Here is a 24484-nt window from a genome sequence, read left to right on the forward strand (position 1 = left end):
TCTAGATAGGATTGCTATAGCTGTCACCAGGTTGCTGAGGACATTGGTTTTAAGAGGATGTGGGGGCTGCGCTCCCAGCCAGGGGTTCCACCCCCCTGCACCCCGTCCTAAGCCTGGTGGCTATCGCTATAGATGACAGCGATGCATTCAATTTCGACTAGCACATCCTTAGGCAAACGGGAAACTTCGACACAGGCGCGGGCGGGGGCGATCGCTTCTTCAAAATAGCGGGCATAAACTCCATTCATGGCAGCAAAATCATTCATATTTGCCAGGAAAACGGTGGTTTTCACAACGTCTTGAAGGGTTGCTCCTGCGGCCTCCAAAATCGCTTTCATGTTTGCGATCGCCCGTTCCGTTTGTTGGGCAACATCTCCTTCGCCCACAATTTGCCCCGTTACTGGATCGAGGGGAATTTGCCCCGCTACAAACACCATTTGTCCACTGGCGGCGATCGCTTGATTGTAAGGACCAACAGGAGCGGGAGCAGAGTCAGTACGGATGATTTTGCGAGTCATGGCAGTTGTTCGGGTATGAGTTTTGAAGTGCTTTATATAGCTCTACGCGGGAGCGTTAGGACACTGGAATTAGAGAGGGAGTGGGGGCTTCGCCCCAGCCAGGGGTGGAACCCCTGCACCCTGTCTCCTAAGCTTGGTGGCTATCGCTTTACTCTTTCACCGGCAAACCGGGAGAATCTCAACACCTGAATCTCACAATCGCGGTCGTTGTCTGTAATAGCGATAGTTTAGATAGTCTTGCAGAATTTTATTGTGATCAAAGCAGAGGTTAGCAGGAATAGCCGTCACTTCAAAAACTCCCAAATGTCTGGCATCGTCTCCTGCCTGAGGCTCTCCATGAGCATTGGCTAAAAATACAATTCCAATGGTGTGTTGGCGGGGATCCCGGTTTGGGTCGGAGTACACATGAAATTGTTCAACTAAATTCACCTTCAATCCCGTTTCTTCCTGGGCTTCGCGTCGGGCGGTTGTTTCAATCGTTTCGCCATAGTCTACAAAACCGCCAGGAATGGCCCAACCATAGGGAGGGTTGAGTCGCTCAATTAAAACAATGGGACGGTTAGGGCGATCGATGAGTTCGATGATGATATCAACCGTCGGCACAGGGTTGCGATAGGTCATACAATGTCCGCAAGAGTCTCCCAAACCTAACAGAGGGGAGGAATCAGGATGTAGGAAATAGTAGGAAGATCCCCAACTTCTCTAACCAAAGTTAGGGATCTAGAGGTACAGCTTTTTGTATCCATTGACTATGGGATTAGCATTCCCGGTTTGTGCGTAACTCTAACAGAGTTTGTCAAACTTGTGCGTCCCTTCTGAAAAGGGAGTCGAGGGAATCGTCAGACAGAAGTTGGTTATAGCAATCCTTCTTGAAATTTGAACGGGGTGCAGGGGGGAACCCCTGGTGGGGGCGAAGCTTCCCCCCTTGTTCACAAACTATTTGTGAACGCTATATAAGGAGTTCCACCCAATTAATTGTCAAAAGAAGGAATGGGGGCTGCGCCCCCAGGCAGAGGTTTCCGCCCCCTCCACCCCCGAATCTGTCTTCAATTTAATTTTGTCCAGTTACTTAGCAGTCCTAAATCAGTCATGAGATTAAGAAGCTTTGTGAGAAAGGGGAGAGGGGCAGGGGGCAGCGGTGATCCCAATGGAGGCAAAGTATCGAAGATCACTGAATATTTCTCTTCCTGGGTTGCCTTTGGATTAATTCTGATTTCTATCCAGGTAACTTGACCTGTCGCCTGATTCCTTAGAGACTGGCAGAGGATTTACCCATGATTGAAAAGTGGCCCATTGATAACTTTTTGATCCTTATCCCTTGTACCCTTGACCCTATCGCTCTGACCCCGTACCTATGAACCTTCCTTCTAAACCGATCCTGTCCCATTGTAGAGTCAACGGTGTGTTGCTACATCCCACTTCTTTCCCCAGCCCATTTGGCATTGGCGATTTGGGACCAGGAGCCCGCCGATTTATTGATTTTTTAGCCGAAACCGGGCAACAACTCTGGCAAGTCTTGCCTCTGGGACCAACAGGGTTTGGGAATTCTCCTTACATGTGTTATTCCGCGCTGGCAGGTAATCCTTTACTGATTAGCCCGGAATTGTTGCGCGATCGCGGCCTCCTTCATCAGGAAGATTTTGCTGATGTCCCCCAATATTCTCTTGATCGCGTTGATTACGAACAGGTTGAGCCGTATAAAATGGCACTCCTCAAGAAAGCCTGCGAGAATTTCAGAACGACGGCAACCGAGGAGCAAAGGCATGAATTTAACCAGTTCTGCCAGGGCAAGGCTTACTGGTTGGATGATTACGCCCTGTTCATGGCGATCAAAAAAGACCAGAATGGAGCAAGCTGGCATACCTGGGCGCCAGAACTGGCCTACCGCAAGCATGATGAGATTGAGAAATGCCGTCTGCGGCTAACAGGAGAGATCTTCTTCCAAAAATTTTTACAGTACGAGTTTGCCCGCCAGTGGTCTGAGTTGAAGGAATATGCGAACTCTCGCAGCATCTACATCGTAGGCGACATCCCGATTTATGTGGCTCATGATAGCGCTGATGTGTGGTCTCATCCAGCCAACTTCTCGCTGGATGTCAAAACTGGAGAACCGGCAATGATGGCAGGGGTGCCACCTGACTACTTCAGTGCAACGGGGCAACTGTGGGGCAATCCCATTTACAACTGGGGACGGCTGAAGAAGACCAATTTTGAGTGGTGGATTCAGCGGTTTCGGGCACTGCGAGATTATGTTGATTACATTCGGATTGACCACTTCCGCGGGTTTGAGGGATTTTGGGCCATTCCCAAGGGCGAAACGACTGCCATCAAAGGCCGATGGGTAAAAGCACCCGGATATGCGTTTTTTGAAGCGTTGAGAGACGAGTTGGGTGAACTGCCCATCATGGCAGAAGATCTGGGAGTAATTACGCCAGAGGTTGAAGCCCTGCGCGATCGCTTTGAATTCCCTGGTATGCGGGTGCTTCATTTTGCGTTTGGCTCTGACCCGGCCAACCCCTTTTTGCCGTTTAATTTCTGCCGCAACTGTGTCGTTTACACGGGAACTCACGATAACAACACCACCGTCGGCTGGTTTGAGAACGACCTGAATGACTACGAACGCCGAAATGTTCTGAACTATCTGGGTGGGATCAGTCAGGATGGCATTCACTGGGATCTGATCCGGCTGGCAATGAGTTCCATCGCCAATGTTGCCATCATTCCCCTGCAAGACATTATGGGAGCTGGTAGCGAAGCTCGTATGAACCGCCCCAGCATTGCCGAGGGCAATTGGGAATGGCGTTACCGTGAGGAGGAGCTTGTGAAAGATGTGCGCGATCGCCTGGCTACCCTCACCTGGTTATTTGGACGTGCCCCGGCAAGCTGGTTGTGACTTTCCAGATCGGTCTCACAAATCCCGGTGGGTAAAGGGTTTTGCTTTGGGTCCGGTGTAGGTTGCTGCAATATGTCCGTCACCCGTGAGGTGATATTTGTAGGTCACCAATCCTTCTAAACCCACCGGACCTCTAGGCGGCATTTTTTGAGTGCTAATTCCCACTTCTGCGCCAAACCCATAGCGGAAACCGTCGGCAAAGCGGGTGGAACAGTTATGATAGACCCCCGCAGCATCGACCTGAGCCATGAAGGTGGCTGCGGTCTGGAGGTCTTCAGTAGCGATCGCCTCGGTATGGCGGGAGCCGTAGGTATTGATGTGGGCGATCGCCTGTTCCAGAGAATCCACCACTTTGATAGACAGAACCAGATCGCTATACTCCGTTGTCCAGTCTGCTTCAGTAGCAGCTGGAATATTTAAAATTTCGCGGGTGCGATCGTCTCCCCGGAGTTCTACCTTTCTCATCTGAAGGGCAACTACCGCTTCCAGCAAAAATTCAGAGGCGATCGCCCGGTGAACGAGTAGCGTTTCAATCGCATTACAGGCAGCGGGATACTGAGTCTTGGCATCCACCGCAATCATGACGGCCTTTTGCACATCGGCTGCCCTATCCACATACAGGTGGCAGACGCCATCCGCGTGCCCCAGGACTGGGATGTGCGTGTTTTGCTGGACAAACCGGACAAAAGCATTGGAGCCTCTGGGAATAATCAGGTCAACATACTGATCCAGCTTGAGTAATTCCAGGGTTTCTTCCCGTGTTGTCAGCAGTTGCACAACCGCAGGATCAATTCCTGCCTGGGAAAGCCCCTGACGAATCGCTTTGACCAGAGCTTCGCAGGAGCGGATCGCTTCCTTGCCGCCCTTCAGAATCACGCCATTTCCTGACTTGATTGCCAGGCTAGAAATTTGCACGACGGCATCTGGACGAGCTTCAAAGATGACCCCCAGCACGCCTAGAGGACAGGTGATCCGCTTGAGAACCAATCCCTGATCTAGCTCCCGATGGATCTGGACTTCACCCACCGGATCGGGCAGTTTAGCCACATCTCGCACGCCTACGATCGCCCCCTTCAACTTACTTTCATCCAGCTTCAGCCGGGCGTAGAGAGCAGCAGAAATTCCCGCATCCTTGGCAGCCTGGCAATCTACCTGATTGGCAGTCAGGATTTCGGGAGCAGCCATTTCCAGAGCATCGGCGACCGCCTCCAATGCCTGATTCTTCTGTTCAGTTGGTAGGGTGGCGAGCGATCGAGCACTATCGCGAGTCTGTTGAGCAAGAAGAAGCAACGACGAAGCTGCGGACACAGAGCTAGAATCAGCAACCGATGAAAATGTCATAATTTTTCTCAAACCAGAGAACAAATTGGAATTCTAAAAGGAAGCTAGGATTTTTTGATTGGGAACAAAAACTGCTACCAACCAACGCAGCCCATGGCCTAAAACGTCAACGATACACCAAGAAATTAGAAATTTTAGCCCCAAGACCAGCTCAAGTCCAGAGTCAGGAACACAACCAACGTTTGAAACCCTTTTCCCCCGAAAGGTATAGGCTAGCATAAACCCCCAGGGCTGGTGTTCCGTCAGGAAAACTTTGATTGGTCAAAGACCCTCAGCATTCAGCTCAAATCAAACCATTCAGCGTGAACTAAGTAGCTCCACCCAATTAATTGTCAGAAAAAGGAATGGGGGCTGCGCCCCCAGGCAGGGGGTTCCACCCCCTCCATCCCTGAATCTATCTTCAATTTAATTTTGTCCAGTTACTTATCTGTCAAATGATTCCCCTAAGCTTCCTCCTGGAGTTGAACCACAGAAAACCGCTGATGGAGTAAAGGAAACGGTTCCTCCGATGAACCCATCATTTTTGGTGGAGGAGTTTGTTGCTCTTTTGGTGGAGGAGTTTGTTGCTCTAATTTCCTCAGGTAGTCTCCATCATGGATGGGGTTCGCAATGGTCATGTCATGGGAGCGACTGTAATAGCGATGAGTCTGCTCCTTAATGTGCATTTCTTGCATGCTCTCATTCGAAATCTTCTTACGTAACTTGATGAGGGCATCCATGATGGCCTCCGGGCGGGGAGGGCATCCAGGAATATAAACATCGACCGGAATCAGCTTATCCACGCCTCTAACAGCGCTGGGAGAATCCACACTGAACATGCCGCCTGTAATCGTGCAGGCACCCATTGCCATGACATATTTGGGTTCTGGCATTTGCTCATAGAGGCGAATGAGAGCCGGGGCGTATTTCATCGTAATGGTGCCCGCTGTGATCATTAAATCGGCCTGGCGGGGAGTCATGCGGGGAAAAATGCCAAACCGTTCCAGATCGAAGCGAGAGCCAATCATGGCACTGAATTCAATAAAGCAACAGGCCGTGCCGAACATCAAAGGATAAAGGCTAGACATCCGCGCCCATTTGTATAGCTCTACACGGGTGCATTAGGACATTGGAATTAGAGAGAGAGGGGCTTTGCCCCCAGACAGGGGTTCCACCAGTGCACCTCGTCCTGAGCCTAGTGGCTATCGCTGTAACCTGAAACTGTATTATGACCCACCTTGGTACCTAAACCTCCAAGTTTTTGACAAATTGCAGCGACAACAGTTTGCAGATTGTATCTACAAGTCTGAAGGGGACGTTTTCTGAATGACCTGAATTGAATTCAGGGTGAAAAGCTGGACAGAAATGGGACAAGGGGCGACCAATAGAAGGGATGGTCGTATTGCAGGTGGCAGGAGGGTTAGGTGATGGGGGTAAAAGATGCCTGCTTTAAGCCTGGGTATAGAGCACAATTTGTTTTGCGATCGCCCATGATTGAACTGATACTTTTCGTAACAATTGTATTATAGGCGGTTCATCAAGAAGGTTGATCGGCCAGTGCTATCTCGATCGCCCGCTCTGGTTTCGGGGTTTGCAAATGTTCTGGAATGTGGCTGGTCTGAAGATTGCTCCAGCGTACTGAAGCCTGTTTGCCAAATTCCAGTTTCAAAATGGCTGCATTGGGTACCCGAAACCCCATATGAAACCAGTGAAAATGGCGCATTGCAGAGGCATTGAAAGCATGGGGAGTGGCTAAAATTTGCCAGAGTAAGGCTTTCATAAACGTACTGTGGCTGAACACCACCACAAACCCCTGCGCCTGCCGCAACCGATGCAGGGTTTCTTGCGCCCGATTCATCAAACTGACAAAGGACTCTGCCTGCTCTCCATCCACATAATGCGGATCGCAACGCTGCCAGTAAGCAACGCTAAGGGGAATTCGTTCTTCGCGGGTGGTGCGTTGGAGTGACAGACTTAAGTAGGTAAATTCCTGCACTGACCAGGTTTCAACGGGTGTGGAAGAGTATTTCTCAAGTAAGGGTCTGGCCGTGAGCTGGGTGCGGATATAAGGAGAAGTAACTACCAAATTGGGTGGTTGTTTAACTGCGATCGCTGCATAAACGGCCTGCGCTACTCCCAATTTCGTCAACACATTATCATCCGGTCCCGTCGTTGATAATCCAGCATTGGAAAGGCTTTGCCCATGCCGGATAATCCAGATTTGATTCATAGAGATGCTGTTCCAGGTGATCTCAATAGAATACACCCTCAACATCAATAGAAATGTTTCCAGGCGATACAAGGGTGTGCTGAAAAGCAGTATGAATCGAAACGAAGTTTCGAGCATACAGCACCTATTTCATACCCAAATTCAGCAACGCCATACAAGTGAGTAATGGGGGATGGGGGGAGTGGAGGAAGTTCACCAAAGGAGCTTGCCTGGTTATCTAAACCTGGTTATCTAAACCTGGAAAAAACCAATTTAGGGGGTTTTGAAGGGTTGCAAAACCTTTCAAAATTTGCCTGGCAGACTCCTAGTTCCGATGTCCCAGAAGCTTATCGCGCAGATGCTTGATCTTATCTCGGAACTCCGCTGCCTTTTCAAACTCGAGTTTCTTGGCGGCTTCTTTCATCTGGGCTTCTAGCTGGGTGATCAGTTCAGGAATGTCTTCCAGTGGCATGTCTGCCGACTGATCGTAGGCAAGCTCTAGTTCCTGGGCATTGAGGCGACGGGAGACTTCTAGAAACGACAGAATCGAGTTGCTGGATTTTTTCACAATCGGCTGGGGGGTGATGCCGTGCTGCTCATTGTAAGCCTGTTGAATAGCGCGGCGGCGGTTGGTTTCGGTGATGGCGCGATCCATGCTGTCGGTGAGGTTATCGGCATAGAGAATTGCCTGCCCCCGCACGTGGCGGGCGGCGCGTCCAATGGTTTGAATTAGCGATCGCTCTGCCCTCAAATACCCTTCCTTGTCAGCGTCCAGAATTGCTACCAGAGACACTTCCGGCAAATCCAATCCTTCCCGCAGCAAGTTGACCCCAATCAACACATCAAAGTTGCCATCCCGCAGGTCTTGCAGAATTTCAATCCGCTCGATGGAATTGATTTCGGAGTGCAGGTAACGCACCCGGATTCCCCGCTCCTGGAAATACTCGGTCAAATCTTCTGCCATCCGCTTGGTAAGGGTGGTGACCAGCACCCGTTCCTGTCGTTGCACCCGTTCTTGAATTTCGCCGTAGAGGTCGTCCACCTGTCCCTGGGTGGGACGAACAAAAATTTCGGGATCCAGCACCCCAGTCGGACGAATGACCTGCTCCACCACCCGTCCCGTTCCCGACTTGTAAACCTTCAACGGTTTCTTCTCATCGCCACGGGTATCAAATTCGCCACCCGAAACTTCCAACTCCCAGGTTCCGGGGGTGGCCGAGACGAAGATGCACTGATTCACCTTTTCCCAGAACTCTTCTGCCTTGAGCGGGCGGTTATCGGCTGCGCTGGGTAGGCGAAATCCGTGTTCAATCAGGGTGAGTTTACGAGAGCGATCGCCGTTGTACATGCCCTGCAACTGGGGCAGCGTCACGTGGGATTCATCAATCACCAGCAACCAATCTTTCGGAAAATAATCTAGCAAGCATTCGGGGGGTTCTCCGGCTGCACGCCCGGCCAGGTGACGGGAATAGTTCTCCACGCCATTGCAAAAGCCTACTTCCCGCAGCACTTCCAGGTCATAGCGCGTGCGCTGTTCCAGCCGTTGAGCTTCCAGCAGTTTTCCTGCTTTTTCCAGTTCTTCCAACCGCACTCGTAATTCGTCTTCAATCGCCTGACAGGCTGCCTGCAAGCGTTCCTCTGGGGTGACAAAGTGGCGGGCAGGGTAGATATTCACTGCTTCAATGCTTTGCAAGGTACCACCTGTGACCGGATCGACATAACGAATCGCATCGATCTCATCACCAAAAAACTCAACGCGAATGATGCGGTCTTCGTAGGCGGGACCAATCTCTAGCACATCCCCCTTCACCCGGAAGCGACCCCGGCCCAGATCCAGGTCGTTGCGAGTGTACTGAACCGACACCAGATCGCGAATGATCTGGCGTGGATTAATTTCCACCCCCACCCGCAGGGGAATGGATGCTTTCAGATATTCCGAGGGAATTCCCAAACCGTAAATGCAGCTGATGGAAGCGACCACGATCACATCCCGTCGTTCAAATAGCGATCGAGTGGCGGAGTGCCGTAGCATATCAATTTCATCGTTAATCGATGCAGTCTTTTCAATGTAGGTGTCTGTAACGGGAATGTAGGCTTCTGGCTGGTAATAGTCGTAGTAACTGATGAAGTACTCAACGGCATTGTGGGGAAAAAACTCGCGCAACTCATTGCACAGTTGGGCTGCCAGGGTTTTGTTATGGGCCAGCAATAGGGTGGGTCTCCCGACCTGCTCAATTACGCGGGCAATGGTGTGGGTTTTTCCCGTCCCCGTTGCTCCTAGTAGCGTCTGATAACGGTGCCCGGCATTGATTGACTGGACGAGTTTTGCGATCGCCTGGGGTTGATCGCCAGTCGGTTCAAAAGGGGCTTCAATTTGAAACTTGGGCATAGGGCTGAAGGAGTTCTGCGGTTAACTACCTACCCTCTCAGTGTAGCGATCCAAAGAGATTGGGCAATGGAGAAATGAAAGGATCTGGTAGCGCAGCCTCCGTCCTGGTTCAAAGATATTAGGTTCGTCCGTAGAGACGTTCCATTTTTTGTCCGGAGGGACATTCAGTAATATAGCTCTACGCGGGTGCGTTAGGACGTTGGAATTAGAGAGGGAGTGGGGGCTTCGCCCCCAGCCAGGGGTTCCACCCCTGCACCCCGTCCTAACCATAATGACTACCGCTATATTCTGTGAAACGTCTCTCCAGACGATTCACGGCTCTCGTCTTAGGCCCACAAAGAGTTGATAGAATTGAAGACCGAATCTATTTACAATTAGAAACTTATGAGCAAGGGGACATTGTTTGACAAAGTTTGGGATGCACACACCGTAGGAGTTTTACCCTCTGGACAAACTCAGCTTTTTATTGGTCTGCATCTGATCCACGAAGTCACCAGTCCCCAGGCATTTGCAATGCTGCGCGATCGCAACCTGAAAGTTCTGTTTCCAGAGCGCACCATCGCCACTGTTGACCACATTGTGCCAACGACTAACCAGGCCCGTCCTTTTGTGGATGACCTGGCGGAAGAGATGATGCAGGCATTGGAACAAAGCTGCAAAGAGCATGGCATCACCTTTTACAACATTGGTTCCGGCAGTCAGGGAATTGTTCACGTCATTGCGCCCGAACTGGGTTTGACTCAACCCGGTATGACGATCGCCTGTGGCGATAGCCATACCTCAACCCACGGAGCCTTTGGAGCGATCGCCTTTGGCATTGGCACCAGCCAAGTGCGAGATGTACTAGCTTCCCAGACTCTGGCCCTCTCGAAACTGAAAGTTCGCCGGATTGAGGTGAATGGCACCCTGCAACCCGGCGTTTATGCCAAAGATGTGATTTTGCACATTATCCGCAAATTAGGCGTAAAGGGTGGGGTGGGTTATGCCTACGAGTATGCCGGAACAGCGATCAAGCAGATGAATATGGAAGAGCGGATGACCATTTGTAATATGTCCATTGAAGGCGGTGCCCGCTGTGGTTACATCAATCCAGATTCGGTGACATTCAATTACCTTAAGGGAAGAGAGTTTGCCCCACAGGGAACCAATTGGGATAAAGCCGTGGACTGGTGGAACAGTATCGCCAGCGCTCCCAATGCCGAGTACGACGATGTGGTGGTCTTCGATGCCGCGGAAATTGCACCTACCGTTACTTGGGGCATTACACCGGGTCAGGGGATTGGGGTGGATGAGAAAGTACCCACTCCAGAGGATTTGCCAGAAGAGGAGCGGGCGATCGCAGCAGAAGCCTATGAATACATGGATGTGCAACCCGGCACCCCCCTTCAAGGCACCAAAGTGGATGTCTGCTTCATCGGTAGCTGCACCAATGGCAGAATTTCCGACCTGCGAGAAGCCGCCAGGTTTGCTAAGGGGCGGCATGTGGCAAAAGGGGTAAAAGCCTTTGTGGTTCCTGGCTCTGAGCGGGTGAAAAAAGAAGCCGAAGCTGAAGGACTGCACGAAATCTTTCAAGCTGCTGGATTCGAGTGGCGCGAACCGGGCTGTTCCATGTGTCTTGCCATGAACCCCGACAAACTCCAGGGACGCCAGATCAGTGCTTCCTCTTCCAATCGCAACTTCAAAGGGCGTCAGGGTTCGGCCTCCGGGCGCACGCTGTTGATGAGTCCGGCAATGGTGGTGGCCGCCGCGGTGACAGGTCGAGTGACCGATGTACGGGAATTGATATGAAAGATGGTAGCTTTATACCTGGCACCTACCCTCACACCTTCGCCAACTGCTTTTTCATCTCCTCCGCATGCTGGTCAGCATTCAACCCAACCAACAAATGCAGTTTGCGATCGGGCAGTTGCATAATGCCATCCACCCCAGTCGATCGCAGTGCCTCCTCATCCACAGATGCTTCATCAGTAACTTCCAGCCGTCAACGAGTCAGAGCAGCCGCCTCCACTCTGCGAATTTTGATCGGTGCATTGCACAGGCACAGATTGCCCCGGCTTCCAGGTGGTCCCTGAATTACCCAGCCTTTGATAGGTGAAGCAATGGCAACCCAATTTTGTTCGTCCGCCATAATGACCAGTGCGGGAAAATTGCCAGGGTTTAACTTCGAGTAGTTGGGCAAAAGTTTGATTGGTTGAGCAGTTCGCCTGGGTTCACGGTATACGGGTAGCCCCTTGCCATCCATTGTGTTTACCTGCAAGCAGGTGACCTTTTTCAGACTGCGTTTGACAGCGGTTATGATCAGTGAGTTGGTGATGTTTCCTCCTACCAGACAGCCGTACTCTACCTGGCCCGTCCCAATCTGGTCGATCAGATGGCTGAGGCGAAACCAGTAGGAAAGTTGAGCTACGGGCACGCCAATAGATTGAGCGCAGGCCGTTTGAAAGTCTAAGAAAGCTTCTAACTCGATGTTAGAAAATCCCGCCGAATAATCGGTTTTTTCACTATCGGTGCTGGGTTGCCAGGGACCCCAACCGGGTGCCGGCGGTTCAGTAAGATTGGGGTCGTAGGTTGCGCTGGCTAATAGTGGTGGAATGAGTACAGCAGCGGTAATCAATAAAAATTGGCGGAGCATGGTCAGTTGGCAATGATTCAGGAAATAGAATCCATATTTTACGGGGTTGACGCGATGGTTGCTCTCCTTTAATTTTTTGTGCCCAGCGTATAGCCCTCACCCTGCTGGAGAATATTTCTTCTAAAACAGGGATGTCATCTAAATATCTGAATTGTTTACACTACAGTGGATATCGTTTTTAGGGCAACAGGCTTTTTTCCTTCCTGTCGCCTCTCACTTCTCACCTGAGATAACAATTACCGCTCATCCATTCAGGATGCCTCATGACACGAATTCTAATCCTGTATGCTTCGCTGGGATCTGGTCACATTAGCGCAGCAAAAGCACTGCGTGAAGCATTTACCCGCCACCCAGGCGTAGAAGTCCAGATTGAGGATGCCTTTGACCATGCCAGTCCACTCCTCCGGGAAACCATTACCACTATCTACGAGCGCCTGAGCGAAAGAGTTCCCCATCTCTATCGCTTTATCTACGAAGGCAGCGACGTTGAGGACCTGGAAGAGTCGATGAGTGATAATTTGTTATTTGCCAAGATCGAGCGTCCTTTCCTCAAAGATCTGGAGCGGTTAGTGAAGGATAGCCACTCCGATGCAATTATCTGCGTGCAGCAAATTCCGAGCCGACTCCTGCAACTGCTAGACCGGGCAGGGGAACTGCCGCAGCCCCATTACGTTGTAGTTACAGATGTAATGGCTCATAGTACCTGGCTCAATGCAGGGGTGAAAGGATACTTTCTACCCAGTGATCTAACCGCCGAAGTTCTGATTCAGAGAGGGGTTGATCCGTCCCTTATCCATGTCACAGGAATTCCAGTCAAGTTAGAAATTACTCAGCCAAAGTCTCAGAAAGAAATGAGGCTGCGGCACAATTTGCCCCTGGATGTACCAGTTGTTACTCTGTTTGGGGGAGGGTTACAGACGAAGCGAGTTCGCCTGATGGTATCTAAGTTGCTGGAAAGCCCCAGCTCCGGTGTGCTGGTCGTTGTATCGGGGCGCAATGAAGCCCTGCAAGAAAAATTGGAAGATCTAACTGATGGGGCACAGATGAAGCTGCGCAAATTGGGAATGATTGATTATGTGGATGATCTGGTTGTGGCAAGCGATTTAGTGATTACGAAAGCAGGTGGGCTGATTACCAGCGAAGTCCTGGCCCGGGGAACGCCGATGGTCATTATTGATCCGTTTCCTGGCCAGGAAGAATGGAACGCCGATGTTGTCTCAGCGATGGGAGCAGGCATTCAACTACGCCTGCCGAGCATGGTGCCGCCGGCAGTACTTCACCTCCTCAATCAACCAGACCAGTTGGCTTTCATGCGTCAGCAGGCACCCAAGATTGGACAACCTCACGCAGCTTTGAAAATTGCCGATATTATCTTAAATCAGTTGCGAACCCCGAAGGGGGGCGATCGCACATCCGTTAAGACAACCTGAGACTATGCAAGCAAACTTGGAGTTTCTTTCCCCCACCAATGCCTTTCTCTGGGGGGTAGCAACATCAGGCTACCAAAGCGAGGGCGGCTTCAATGGACATAGGCAACCCCAAAATAACTGGTCATTATGTGAGCGCAAAGGTCGGGTAATGCCGACTGGTGCTGCCGTAGACTTCTGGAATCGCTATTCTGAAGATTTCCAGCACTGCCAGGAGATGGGGTTGAATGCGTTTCGCCTTGGGCTGGAATGGGCTCGAATTCAGCCAACGGAAAATCCCTATCCCTCATCCCCGCCACCTTTTGACTATGGGGCTTTGAATGCCTACAGCGATCGCCTCGCCGCCTGTCGTCGTCACGGCCTGGAGCCAATTGTCACCCTGCACCACTTCACCCATCCCGCCTGGTTGGGACTGGATGCCTGGTTATCGGAAGATACAGTGGATTATTTTGTGGAGTACGTCCGCACAACCGTTACTCACATCAACCGACGGCTTACCCAGCATGACCAGTTGCCACCCATTCACTGGTTCATCACCATCAATGAACCCAATATGCTGGTTACCAGTACCTATCTGAGTGGTCAATTCCCTGGAGGGCATTCAGAACGGGGCATCAGTGCCATACTGCGAGCCTATAATCACCTGCTCACCGCCCATGTGAAAGCCTATAACTGCATCCATGACCTTTACCAGACAGAGGGATGGGAACCACCGCAGGTTTCGCTCAACACCTTTTGCAGTGACCTCTACTGGTCCGAGAAAGCCCTTTGGGATCTACTTAGCGTATCGGAACGGGGCATCAAGCCCGCAGAGGTGCGAGAGTTCATTCATGACAAAGCGAAACAGCTAGAAGCCACCTTGCGACGCACCAGTTTACCCTTCCAGCACGATTTACCCTACCAGGCCGGGCGGCTCACTCATTTCATTACCAACTTTCTGGGATACCGAATGTTTGACATTCAGTACTTTGATTCCTATTTGCAAGCACTGAATAAGTCACCGCGCCCATCGGTGTTTGATTACGTCGCCATTGATTACTACGATCCGTTTGTTGCCCATTTGTTCCGCCTGCCATCCTTCTCAGATTTTGAGTTCAAAAGTAAAACCATCCGGGGCTGGCTGATGAGTGGCATTACTAGTAAATGGTGGGACTGGCGCAGTTTGCCAGAAGGGTTACACTTCTTCTGCAAGTACTATTCAGAGGATTTGGGGAACCGTCCAGTCATAATTGCGGAGAATGGTATGGCTCTCCGGCGTAAACCCAACAACAGCATTGCCACCCAGCGTAGCGATCAGCTTCGTCGTAGTGAGTTTCTGAAGTTACACTTGGCGCAGGTAAGGCGTCTGCGTCAGGAAGGAGTGCCTTTGATCGGATACATGCACTGGTCGCTTACTGACAACTATGAATGGGGTTCTTATACGCCCCGGTTTGGACTACTCAGCATCGACTTTACGAAAGGAACGGAGCGCTTAGTTGAAGATCATCTGGGCGATCGCCCCTCTGAGACCTATGCCCAACTCATTCGAGAAATGCGTTTGGAGGAAGGGGAATTCGTCCAGCTTTGCTAAGCTACCCGCACCCGGTGGCTATAGTCCTGAAAGAGATTGCTTTGACTCTATCGGCTGAGCAGGTATTTGATTGGTTACGACCGAAGCTGTGAAAAGATGTAACGAGGTCTATACAGCGATCAGTAGCCAGTGAAGAGCGGTGTCTATACTGAAGGCATTGGGCGATCGCCGCTGCCCGCTACACAGGTGTAAATCGATGGATGACCTCTGGAAAGAATTTGAAGACCTTTTGGACCAGGGTGTAGAAGGCCTGCTAGACATGATTAGAGTCATTGAAGGTAGAGAAGACACAGGTGATATTCAGGTCAAGACCCGTCGCCGTTACAGCAACGAGTCATCCCAGGACAGTGCCCCTGCTGATAGCAGCCGCGTCTACACCGATTAACCACCAGAGGCATTTTCTTCGGTCACACAGGAGGTTATCATTACTCCACCACCGGCGGATAGTATTCCACCAGTGTCTCTGGCGGGAGTGGGCGGCTTATCTGAGATCGTGAGAGAACTGCGCGAACTGGTCGAGTTACCCCTCAAACGGCCAGATTTACTGAAGCAATTGGGCTTAGAGCCCCCTTCAGGAGTTTTGCTGGTGGGTCCTCCAGGAACGGGCAAAACGCTGACAGCCCGCGCCCTCGCCGAAGAGTTAGAGGTCAACTACATCGCCATTGTAGGTCCGGAAGTGATGGGCAAATATTACGGGGAAGCCGAGGCCCGCCTGCGCAGTATTTTTCAGAAAGCTTCCCGATCTGCGCCCTGTATTGTGTTCATTGATGAAATTGATAGCCTGGCTCCCGATCGCGCCAAGGTAGAAGGTGAGGTTGAAAAGCGGCTGGTTGCCCAACTGTTGGGCTTAATGGATGGCTTTGCCCGAACGAAAGGCGTAATTGTGTTGGCCGCCACTAACCGACCCGATCACCTGGATCCGGCCCTCCGTCGTCCAGGAAGGTTCGATCGGGAAATCCCATTTCGCGTTCCCGATCGCAAAGGACGGCTGGAAATCCTCAAAATTCTGACGAAACCCATGCCCTTAGACTCCTTCGTAGACTTGGAAGCAATTGCAGATCAATCCGTTGGTATGGTTGGAGCCGATTTGAAAGCCCTCTGTCAGAAAGCAGCGTATACGGCTTTGCGGCGGCTGGTGCCGTCCCTGACGGGTCCCATCCCCAAAACCATGACAGTGACTCAGGCAGACTTTCTGCAAGCGATGAAACACATCAAACCTGCGGTGCTGCGTTCCGTTGAAATTGAGTCTCCCAACGTTTCCTGGGATGAGATTGGTGGACTGGAAATGGTCAAACAAACCCTTCAGGAGGCGGTTGAGGGAGCGTTGCTGTACCCTGAACTGTACCATCGGACGAAGGCAAAAGCGCCCCGGGGTGTTTTGCTGTGGGGACCTCCCGGTACGGGCAAAACATTGCTGGCTAAGGCGGTTGCGGCTCAAGCACGGGCAAACCTTATTGCCGTTAATGGCCCCGAATTGTTGAGTAAGTGGGTGGGGGCTTCGGAGCAGGCCGTGCGAGAGCTGTTTACCAAAGCACGGCAGGCAACTCCCTGTGTGGTGTTTGTGGATGAAATTGATATGTTGGCTCCAGCACGGGGCAGTTTTCAGGGTGATTCGGGCGTGAGCGATCGCGTCGTTGGTCAACTGCTGACGGAACTGGATGGCTTGCAGGAATGCCCCCATGTGCTGTTTGTGGGAGCTACCAATCGTCCGGAGGCGCTGGACCCGGCCTTACTCCGCTCCGGGCGGCTGGATTTGCAATTGAAAATTGATTTACCAGACCAGAGCAGTCGTCTGGCAATTTTGCAAGTGCATAATCAAGACCGACCGCTAGCAGGAGTGGATTTGGCCCACTGGGCGACCTAAACCGAGGGCTGGAATGGGGCAGATCTTGCTCTATTGAATAACCAGGCGGCAACGGAAGCCATTCGTCGGTTTCGGCGTCAGGGAGGTAGCGACCCCAGCACCATTCACATTACAACAGAGGACTTTACGGTCGCCTATCAACAGCTTTCTAACCAGCGGCAGACTGGCTAAGCGATCGCCTCAAACCCCAGGCGGGTATTTTTTCTATAAAATGCAAGGCAGCATCAATGTAAATGTCTTGCTGAATCCGCAATGAAAGCGACCACACAAAAGACTAATTCTGGAACGCTCTGGGCGATCGCAACTCCCGTTGCTGTCATCGCTGCGATTATGTTGAACACCCTGTCCAATTTCTTTCCCCCCGGTGGAGTGAACGTGGGTGACCTGTCAAATACCATTCTCAACGGGGTGCAAATTATTCCTGCAAACTATGCATTTGCAATTTGGGGGCTGATTTACCTGGGACTGATCGCTTACAGCATTTATCAATTTCGTCCGGTTCGGGAAGGGGATGAAACGCTGCGCAGGGTAGATATTTTCTTGATTGTCGCCTCGATTGCCCAGATTGCCTGGATTTACCTGTTTACGCTGCGCCAGTTTTGGCTTTCAGTAATCGCAATGCTGGTTATTCTGCTATCGCTGGTTGGGGCTTACTTGCAACTGGATATTGGCCGGGTACAGGTAAACCGCGATCGCAAATGGTTTGCCCATATCCCGTTTAGTGTCTACTTGGGCTGGATCTCAGTGGCAACCATTGTAAACGTGGCGGCGGCCCTTTATCGCACGAATTGGAATGGCTGGGGCATGAGTCCGGAGGGTTGGACGGCAGGAATGATTATTGCTGGTGCTGTAATTGCCGCGATTATCGCCGTTCAACGGACTGATATGGCATTGACGCTGGTATTTGTCTGGGCCTATATTGCGATCGCAATTCGTCAATTTGATGAACCAACCATCTGGATTACCGCAGTTATGGCGGCGATCGCGTTGATTGCACTTGTGGGATTTGGCCTGATGAGGCACAAATCTCTGGCACCAGGAACGTCTAATCGTTCAGACGATGAACCAGTGCGGCCCATTCGTTAACTCGCTCACAATCAATGGCTTCAAACCCGGCTTCAGTAAGGGCATGATTAATTTCATTTTCATAATCGGTTGTAAAGCCGGATGTGATGAGTAATCCAGTATTTTTCATTGTCTGCTCTAAAGCAGATCGATAATCCTGAACGAGTGCAAGATGCATTCGCCCCAAGATATTGGCAACGATGAGAGCAAATGGGGTAGATGAGTCTATGGCGAGCACCGGCTCAATTGTTCCCAATCCCATCCAGTGCCCCATCGTGCTTCCTTGCCCCAGGCTACCTTGCATAGTAGTGACCTGTTGTTCTACACCGTTTCGGACAACTGCATCCTGAGTCGCCTGGACTGCAACCGGGTCATTATCAATTGCTAAAACAGTCGCCCCCAGCTTTGCGATCGCCACACTCAAAATACCAGAACCGCATCCCAGATCCAGCGTATGCATAGCAGGGTTAACATATCGCTCAAGTAACCGCAAGCTGAGCATGGTTGTCGGATGTAACCCACTGCCGAAGGAAAGTGTTTTCTGTAATCGAATCGGGATTTCATTCGACAACTTAGATGAATAATCTGCATCGGCATCCAGAATGACAAATCGTTGCCCCACTCGATGCACCAGTGATTGAGATACTTCTACAACTGATCCCTTTTCGATAATCGGGATAGTTTTTAATTCCGAAATCATTCCTGTGCGATGCAGGGGTGAAAGCAACCGCTCGATGGTTTCCAGGTGCGCATTCGCCTGAACATTATGAGGGAGGTAAAAGCTAAGCGTGCATGCCCATTGAGACTGTTCATCCTCCTGACGTTGATCCGGTGGGTTAGCGCCAGTGTAAGCGGTAACTTCCAGAACGCTGGTGTAATCCGTTAAGGACAGTAAGGTTCTGACCCAATCAACGGCTTCGTGGGTTGTATTGATGCTTAATTCCAGCCATGTCATGGGTTTTCCTCAAAAGGGAGTTTCTGTTTTCAATTGAATGAGTTGTCCAGTTTTGGGGTGGTTGAAGTGGAGTTCTCGCGCATGGAGATGGAGCCGAGGGGCATTTTCACCTCCGTAAAGGCGATCGCCCACAATTGGGACTCCCAACCCCTGCCGATCCGCCGCATGAACTCTCAACTGGTGAGTTCTTCCAGTCAGGGGAACAAACTCAACCCGTGTGTGATCGCCTGCTCTTCCAATTACCCGAAACTGAGTCAAACTGGGTTTTCCTTGTTGCCAATCAACCTTCTGATAGGGGCGATCGCCCGGATCTCCCCACAGGGGCAGGTCAATCACACCGCCTTCCATTGTGACTGATCCGGTCAGTATAGCTTCGTAAAATTTATCGACCTGCCGTTGCTGAAACTGCTGGCTCAGTTGGCTGTGGGTCTGTTGATCACGGGCAATCAGCAAAATGCCAGAGGTATCCTGATCCAGACGGTGAATGGGATTGAGTGCCATACCATCTCGCAACTGATGACGTAGACGGCTGAGTACACTGTCCTGGCGATCGGAGTAGCGCCCCGGTACCGCAAGCAATCCAGCGGGTTTGTTGACTGCAATCAGCCATTCATCCGCATAGAGAAAGTGAATAGGTGAATAAAGAGGTAGATGGGTGGATGGGTGGATGGGCGGATGAGATGCAGAGCGATGTTCACCACAAAGATCTCTGGTTGGTAAGAAATCATTCCTGATCAGACCGGACAATAAAAATCCCATTAATGGCTGACAACGTTCTACACAGGCTCCATAGAATCTCCCCTGAATTTTGTCTCCAGCAGAGGGTCCCCACCAAAACTCTGCCATTGCCAGGGGTTTGAGGTGATGCAGAGCCGCGTAGTGCAATAATTTGGGCGCGCAGCAATCTCCTGTTCCTGTTGGCAGAGAACCGTCTGGCATTAACTGTTGCAAGGATAAAGATACACCGGCGAAATTGGTTAACCAGTAATGGGCGTGCATCTGAGCTTGAAGTTGGCGAGAGATTTCTTTGCGCTGTCGTTTTAGTTCTCGAATTCGGTTATCAGCCTGTTCAATCAGGGATTTGAGAGGCTGTAATGACTCATTTCTTTGACGTTTGAGCTGGCGTCGCTCAATTCCATCCCTGCGGCTTTGCTCATCAAGTTGTTCCAGAGCACAATCAAGGGCTGCCCCTGTTAACGTTTCCAGCAAAGTTTGACGGAGATGGTGACGTTCCCGCTTGCGTTGGGAATGCTGGGCTGCAAGCTGCTGAAGCTGGGTTTCAAACTGTTGGAATAGGGTAAGGTAGCGCGATCGCTCTGGAATCTGTTGCAGTGCCATCAATTCTTGCTTGATGGCCTCTAAAACCTTCAGCGTCTGGGCTTCTTCCAGTGCAACCTGTTCTCGCCCTGGAATCGGTGGTACCCATCCGGCAACGATACTGTTGCCATTTAACAATCCAGAGAACGCCTTTAATACTCGCTTTTCACCCGTCGAGGTTTCCACCAGCAGCACACCATACATTTTGCCTTCATGGGAATACCTGGCATCGTTCGCAAAGTGTTGCATCAGGCCACGGGCGATCGCCTCCGCCATAGGGGTGCGCGGCAACCTCAACCACTCACCCGTTTGCGGACAACGCCCTTCATACCAGTAAGTTGGCGAGGAACTGCTGATCAGACAACCTGGAGAAATGAAGTCTGAGAGTAAATGGAGAGCCGTCATAGGTAAGGCTAAAGGGCGGATGGGGATGGGGTGGATGAGGAATGGAGTAATGGGGTAATAGAGTGGATGAGTAGATAAGTTCTCCTAGTTACTAAGCTCCGGCTTAGGAACCCCATCGAGGGAATGGGGTGATGGGACGATAGGGTGTAATCTCATCCACCCCTCCACCCCTCACACGATAATATGTCTGATCAAGTCTTTATAATAAACGTGCCTCTACTATGCAAATCACTCGTTGCCTCCATACAGCTATTCTCGTTTCTGATCTGGAGCAGGCTAAACATTTTTATGGAACCGTCTTAGGACTGCCCAGGGTTGAACGGGTGCTGAAGTTTCCAGGAGCCTGGTATGAAGTAGATGGTTATCAGATTCACCTGATGCTGGCTGAGTCAGGCTTAGAAGGATTACAAAATGCCGAAAAATGGGGACGCAATCGGCACATCGCATTTTCTGTTCCAGATTTAGAGGCGGCAAAGGAACATTTGCTGGCTCACCACTGTCCAATTCAAATGAGCGCTTCTGGTCGGGCAGCCCTGTTCACTCAAGACCCGGATGGTAACGTGATTGAATTAAGCGAAGTTTGATGCAACTTGTTTCAAAACTTTTGTGTGGATGCGAAGTAGGCGGAGCTACTCATCCACCCATTCACCCATCCTTAAAGAGGGCATGGGTGTAACATCCCTGTAATGGGCATCCTGACAATCGTATTCGACAACCGATACACCGAATTTCTGGAGGAAAGCGATGCAGCGATCGGCTTTGTTCGTATCTCTGATTGCCTTGACAACCACAGGCTGTATGGCAGTCAACCCGAAGGGTTACCACTCTAAACTGCTCGGAGGCCCCCTTCCAACCAACCGTGACACTAACCCGTCGCAGACCTCGACCAGTGAATCTCCAGCCAGTAGTCGCCGCCCAAATCCACCCCAATCGACCACCGTTTCCACTAAAACAGAACCTGCTCAACCGGGAGCCAGGGTCCTTGTTTGTGCGGTCACCACATCAGATGCATTGAAGAAAGACCACTCACGCAAGCCAGAGCACTGTCGGATTTTTGATGTGAAAACGGTAGAGGAGGCATTCCACTTCAAGTGCGAAAAAGTGTTTGCCGTCAGTCGCCTGTTCAAAGACGGCAATTACTCCTGCGATGTCAGTTACCTGAAATGTTTGCCGGGAACTTCTTGTGAATTTGCTGATTTTCCATGCAATAATTCTGCCGGGGGTAGTTGCAATGGAGTAAAGCGAACCTCGCTGGTAACACCAACCTCTCGCAATCCTGTGGCTGATCGCTAAATGTGTCAAATCCAGTAACTATTCCAGTTTGGGTGCTCCTTGGTTTTGCTGGCTGGACGCTGATAACGCTGCTAGCGACGGTTGGTATATACCGTTGGAGTCGCATCTTGACCGGAAAGGCGCAAATCAATGAGTTTCTGGCTGACATAGTCCACGGGGAAGCTTGGTATCGTCGGGCAATGCGGGCCCACGCAAACTGTGTAGAAAATTTGCCTGTTTATGGAGCAATTGTCGTGGTGATCATTGCTTCTGGTATTCAAAGTAGTCATTTAGATATCCTAGCGGTTGTGCTTCTGATTGCTCGAATTTGTCAAACGATTGTACACATCACCTTTGAGCAGACAAATACCGTTACGGCAATCCGGTTTGCGTTCTTTTTCACACAAATTATCTGTATGTTTGCCATCGGAATTATTATCGTAATACAGGCAGTGTGATCGCCCCTCTCACTCTTCTCTATGAGAATCGTCGCCTACCTCTATAGCGATCCACTACTCGAATCGAAACCTGATCCAGAGGCATGGGGCTGGGAAGTGGATCGGGTTTATCAAGATATGGCGGTCAGCAACCCGGTTGAGTTGAGTAAACGAAAAGGAACGAAGAATGCGATCGCCCAACCGCGTTCCCAATGGCGACAGCTTTTACAGGATTGTCAGGCGGACCCTGTTGATTTTCTGCTGGTGCGATCCTTGGAAGAATTGGGCAACTCTGTCCAGGAAGTGGGCGATCGCCTTTCTGAACTCGAATCCCTCAACATTCGCCTCATCACTATTGCATCCTCCCCACACCCCACTCCCCACACTCCACATCCCACTCCAGCCACCCCCCTCCAGGCTGATTTCCTCAAACTCCTCCAACAACTCCAGCGTGAGCAACGCAGCCGTCGTATCCGTCAGGGGCACGCCCGCAACCGCATCAAAGCCCTGCCTCCCCCTGGAAAAGCCCCCTACGGGTATCGACGGGGAAAGAACCGTTACACAATCGACCGTGCCACAGCTCCTGTTGTGAAAGATTTTTTTGAACAGTTTCTCCTGTATGGTTCCTTGAGTGGAGCCGTTCGTTACCTGGCGAAGCGATATGGCAAGAAAATTTCGGTTTCAACCGGGCATCGCTGGCTCATCAATCCGGTTTATCGAGGCGACCTGGAATATCGCGATGGCGAAGTTGTGGCCGATACCCATGAGGCAATCATTTCACGGGATGAAGCAGCCCAGGTCGATCGCCTTCTGCGCCGAAACCGTCGCCTGCCCCCCCGAACGGCCAGCGCGCCGCAATCGCTGGCAGGACTGGTTGTCTGTAGTGAATGTCAGTCTCCCATGACCGTCACTCGCGTCTCCGCACCCCGCAAAGACCAGGAATATCTTTACCTGCGCCCAGTTGGTTGCCCCAAACAGCCCAGGTGCAAATTGGTTCCTTATGAGCAGGTTTTGCAGCGAACCATTGAGCGGATTTGTGAAGACCTGCCCCGTGCCGTCACCAGTGCCACCATGCCCGATATGGATGCCATTAAACAGGAGATTGGAGGGGCGATCGCTGCCAAACAAGCCATTCTAGAGCAACTGCCTTCCCTCGTTTCCAGCGGAGTTCTCGATCAGGAAACAGCGGATCTGAGAGCTTACAAACTGCGTACCGAAATGGCTGAATTGCAAGGAAACCTCTCCCAGTTGCCACCTGTAAGTTTGCAGGCGATCGCACAGGCGGTTTCCATTCCTCAGTTCTGGCTTGATCTTTCTGAATCCGAGCGCCGTTTCTACTTTCGCGAATTTATTCGCCAAATTGAACTCATCCGGCAGGAGCAGGGTTGGCAGCTTAAGCTGGCGTTTATTTTCTAATTGATACTTTCTAATTGATGCGGCTTTCCTTTCTATCCATAGGGCGACGATTTGCGCCATGGCATTCTCTACCCTGGTGAAGAGTAAATTCAGGTCAACTTTTCAGGAGAGAGAATGTGATTTTCAGGAGAGAGAGAATGTGATTTTTCCAAACTGGAGAATTTTGCGATCGCGTCGCAGCATTGTTCTTGGGGTAGTTCAAGCTGCCATCATCTTTGGATTATAGCTCTACGCGGGTGCGTTAGGACATTGGAATTAGAGAGGGAGTGGGGGCGAAGCCCCCAGCCAGGGGTTCCCCCCCTTGCCCCCCATCCTAACCATGATGACTACCGCTATATAAGTCTCAATGGGTAAAATTCCCAAAGGGATAGAAGCATGGATTAGCCCCCTGGCAACCTCGCTTACTGTACCCCCAACTACAACCATGTCGTAGCCTTCTTCCACAACCTGTTGTGCAATAAGTGCAGGAGATTCGTCAGGTTTGGTAAAGGCAGGATCAGCCCGAATACTCTCCACTTCCATGGCTGCTACAATGTCGAGCAATTTCATTGGGTTTGGCTGATCGTCACCAGAAATTGGGTTCATGATTCGGCTAGAGAACCCACTGGTAATTTCTAAGTGGAAATCAGGTCATAAGTAGCCAGGTGCAATTAAATTAAATTAAATTAAATTAAAGATAGTTTCTGGGGTGGAGGGGGTGAAACCCCCTGCCTGAGGGCGCAGCCCCCACTCCCCCCTTTACAAATTAATGATGACTACCTACTTACCCAAAATCTAGCACTAGCTTGCGACTTT

General features: G+C 51.0%; 22 protein-coding genes and 1 pseudogene. 12 read left to right on the top strand and 11 right to left on the bottom strand.

Going from position 1 to position 24484, the window contains the following annotated elements:
• Window positions 1-107: 107 nt before the first annotated feature.
• Together P4D80_RS11020 and P4D80_RS11025 are read right to left on the bottom strand one after the other, a co-directional pair.
• On the bottom strand, window positions 108-518 hold the full coding sequence (locus P4D80_RS11020; RefSeq protein WP_421659193.1) for a RidA family protein: 411 nt from the start codon (window positions 516-518) through the stop codon (window positions 108-110).
• Between the two features lie 192 nt (window positions 519-710).
• Window positions 711-1139, bottom strand: coding sequence for an NUDIX domain-containing protein (locus P4D80_RS11025; RefSeq protein ID WP_421659194.1), 429 nt, complete (start codon window positions 1137-1139; stop codon window positions 711-713).
• Window positions 1140-1872: 733 nt separating this feature from the next.
• On the opposite strand from P4D80_RS11025, the gene malQ reads away from it, so the two are divergent.
• Entirely contained in the window at window positions 1873-3411 is a 1539-nt protein-coding gene (gene malQ / locus P4D80_RS11030; protein ID WP_421659195.1) for a 4-alpha-glucanotransferase, read from the top strand.
• Window positions 3412-3426: 15 nt separating this feature from the next.
• On the opposite strand, the gene P4D80_RS11035 is transcribed toward malQ, so the two are convergent.
• The 4 genes and pseudogenes from P4D80_RS11035 to uvrB form a co-directional block, all read right to left on the bottom strand.
• Window positions 3427-4752, bottom strand: a complete 1326-nt coding sequence (locus tag P4D80_RS11035) for a glutamate-5-semialdehyde dehydrogenase (protein ID WP_421659196.1) — start codon at window positions 4750-4752, stop codon at window positions 3427-3429.
• A 443-nt stretch (window positions 4753-5195) separates the two neighbouring features.
• Window positions 5196-5840, bottom strand: a pseudogene (gene nuoB, locus P4D80_RS11040) (NADH-quinone oxidoreductase subunit NuoB); the annotation flags it as partial.
• 428 nt (window positions 5841-6268) lie between these two features.
• Window positions 6269-6961 carry a histidine phosphatase family protein gene (locus tag P4D80_RS11045; RefSeq protein ID WP_421659197.1) on the bottom strand — a complete coding sequence of 231 codons (693 nt, stop codon included), beginning with the start codon at window positions 6959-6961 and terminating at the stop codon, window positions 6269-6271.
• 304 nt (window positions 6962-7265) lie between these two features.
• Window positions 7266-9329, bottom strand: a complete 2064-nt coding sequence (uvrB, locus tag P4D80_RS11050) for an excinuclease ABC subunit UvrB (protein WP_421659198.1) — start codon at window positions 9327-9329, stop codon at window positions 7266-7268.
• Between the two features lie 384 nt (window positions 9330-9713).
• Between uvrB and leuC the strand changes: the two genes are divergently transcribed.
• Window positions 9714-11117, top strand: a complete 1404-nt coding sequence (leuC, locus tag P4D80_RS11055; protein ID WP_421659199.1) for a 3-isopropylmalate dehydratase large subunit — start codon at window positions 9714-9716, stop codon at window positions 11115-11117.
• 31 nt (window positions 11118-11148) lie between these two features.
• Here the strand turns inward: leuC and P4D80_RS11060 are convergent, their stop codons facing one another.
• Together P4D80_RS11060 and P4D80_RS11065 are read right to left on the bottom strand one after the other, a co-directional pair.
• Window positions 11149-11283, bottom strand: coding sequence for a hypothetical protein (locus tag P4D80_RS11060; protein WP_421659201.1), 135 nt, complete (start codon window positions 11281-11283; stop codon window positions 11149-11151).
• A gap of 27 nt (window positions 11284-11310) precedes the next feature.
• Complete coding sequence (locus P4D80_RS11065; protein WP_421659202.1) at window positions 11311-11961, bottom strand: hypothetical protein; 651 nt, start codon at window positions 11959-11961, stop codon at window positions 11311-11313.
• Between the two features lie 263 nt (window positions 11962-12224).
• Between P4D80_RS11065 and P4D80_RS11070 the strand changes: the two genes are divergently transcribed.
• The 6 genes from P4D80_RS11070 (at window position 12225) to P4D80_RS11095 (ending at window position 17908) form a co-directional block, all read left to right on the top strand.
• On the top strand, window positions 12225-13391 hold the full coding sequence (locus P4D80_RS11070) for an MGDG synthase family glycosyltransferase (RefSeq protein WP_421659203.1): 1167 nt from the start codon (window positions 12225-12227) through the stop codon (window positions 13389-13391).
• A gap of 4 nt (window positions 13392-13395) precedes the next feature.
• Window positions 13396-14958, top strand: a complete 1563-nt coding sequence (locus P4D80_RS11075) for a glycoside hydrolase family 1 protein (RefSeq protein ID WP_421659204.1) — start codon at window positions 13396-13398, stop codon at window positions 14956-14958.
• Window positions 14959-15097: 139 nt separating this feature from the next.
• Window positions 15098-15343: a hypothetical protein gene (locus P4D80_RS11080; protein WP_421659205.1), complete on the top strand. Its 246-nt coding sequence runs from the start codon at window positions 15098-15100 to the stop codon at window positions 15341-15343.
• A 72-nt stretch (window positions 15344-15415) separates the two neighbouring features.
• The gene (locus P4D80_RS11085; protein WP_421659206.1) at window positions 15416-16822 is read left to right on the top strand and encodes an AAA family ATPase; all 1407 of its coding nucleotides are present in this window, start codon (window positions 15416-15418) and stop codon (window positions 16820-16822) included.
• Window positions 16823-16855: 33 nt separating this feature from the next.
• A complete protein-coding gene (locus P4D80_RS11090) occupies window positions 16856-16993 on the top strand; it encodes a hypothetical protein (protein WP_421659207.1) in 138 nt (45 codons plus the stop codon).
• A gap of 81 nt (window positions 16994-17074) precedes the next feature.
• Window positions 17075-17908 carry a TspO/MBR family protein gene (locus P4D80_RS11095; RefSeq protein WP_421659208.1) on the top strand — a complete coding sequence of 278 codons (834 nt, stop codon included), beginning with the start codon at window positions 17075-17077 and terminating at the stop codon, window positions 17906-17908.
• Here the strand turns inward: P4D80_RS11095 and P4D80_RS11100 are convergent.
• Both P4D80_RS11100 and P4D80_RS11105 read right to left on the bottom strand, forming a co-directional pair.
• Window positions 17868-18842, bottom strand: a complete 975-nt coding sequence (locus P4D80_RS11100; RefSeq protein ID WP_421659209.1) for a 50S ribosomal protein L11 methyltransferase — start codon at window positions 18840-18842, stop codon at window positions 17868-17870. The genes P4D80_RS11095 and P4D80_RS11100 overlap by 41 nt on opposite strands.
• A gap of 9 nt (window positions 18843-18851) precedes the next feature.
• Complete coding sequence (locus P4D80_RS11105; protein ID WP_421659210.1) at window positions 18852-20564, bottom strand: pseudouridine synthase; 1713 nt, start codon at window positions 20562-20564, stop codon at window positions 18852-18854.
• 221 nt (window positions 20565-20785) lie between these two features.
• On the opposite strand from P4D80_RS11105, the gene P4D80_RS11110 reads away from it, so the two are divergent.
• The 4 genes from P4D80_RS11110 (at window position 20786) to P4D80_RS11125 (ending at window position 23689) form a co-directional block, all read left to right on the top strand.
• Window positions 20786-21148 (top strand): VOC family protein, encoded by a 363-nt coding sequence (locus tag P4D80_RS11110; RefSeq protein ID WP_421659211.1) that lies wholly within the window; start codon window positions 20786-20788, stop codon window positions 21146-21148.
• A 160-nt stretch (window positions 21149-21308) separates the two neighbouring features.
• A complete protein-coding gene (locus tag P4D80_RS11115; protein WP_421659212.1) occupies window positions 21309-21857 on the top strand; it encodes a hypothetical protein in 549 nt (182 codons plus the stop codon).
• 2 nt (window positions 21858-21859) lie between these two features.
• Entirely contained in the window at window positions 21860-22294 is a 435-nt protein-coding gene (locus P4D80_RS11120) for an MAPEG family protein (RefSeq protein ID WP_421659213.1), read from the top strand.
• A 21-nt stretch (window positions 22295-22315) separates the two neighbouring features.
• Window positions 22316-23689, top strand: a complete 1374-nt coding sequence (locus P4D80_RS11125) for a recombinase family protein (protein ID WP_421659214.1) — start codon at window positions 22316-22318, stop codon at window positions 23687-23689.
• Between the two features lie 255 nt (window positions 23690-23944).
• Here the strand turns inward: P4D80_RS11125 and P4D80_RS11130 are convergent, their stop codons facing one another.
• The gene (locus tag P4D80_RS11130; RefSeq protein ID WP_421659215.1) at window positions 23945-24274 is read right to left on the bottom strand and encodes a diacylglycerol kinase family protein; all 330 of its coding nucleotides are present in this window, start codon (window positions 24272-24274) and stop codon (window positions 23945-23947) included.
• Window positions 24275-24484: the final 210 nt, after the last annotated feature.

Source organism: Leptothermofonsia sp. ETS-13, from assembly GCF_049200465.1.
GTDB lineage: Bacteria > Cyanobacteriota > Cyanobacteriia > Leptolyngbyales > Leptolyngbyaceae > Leptothermofonsia.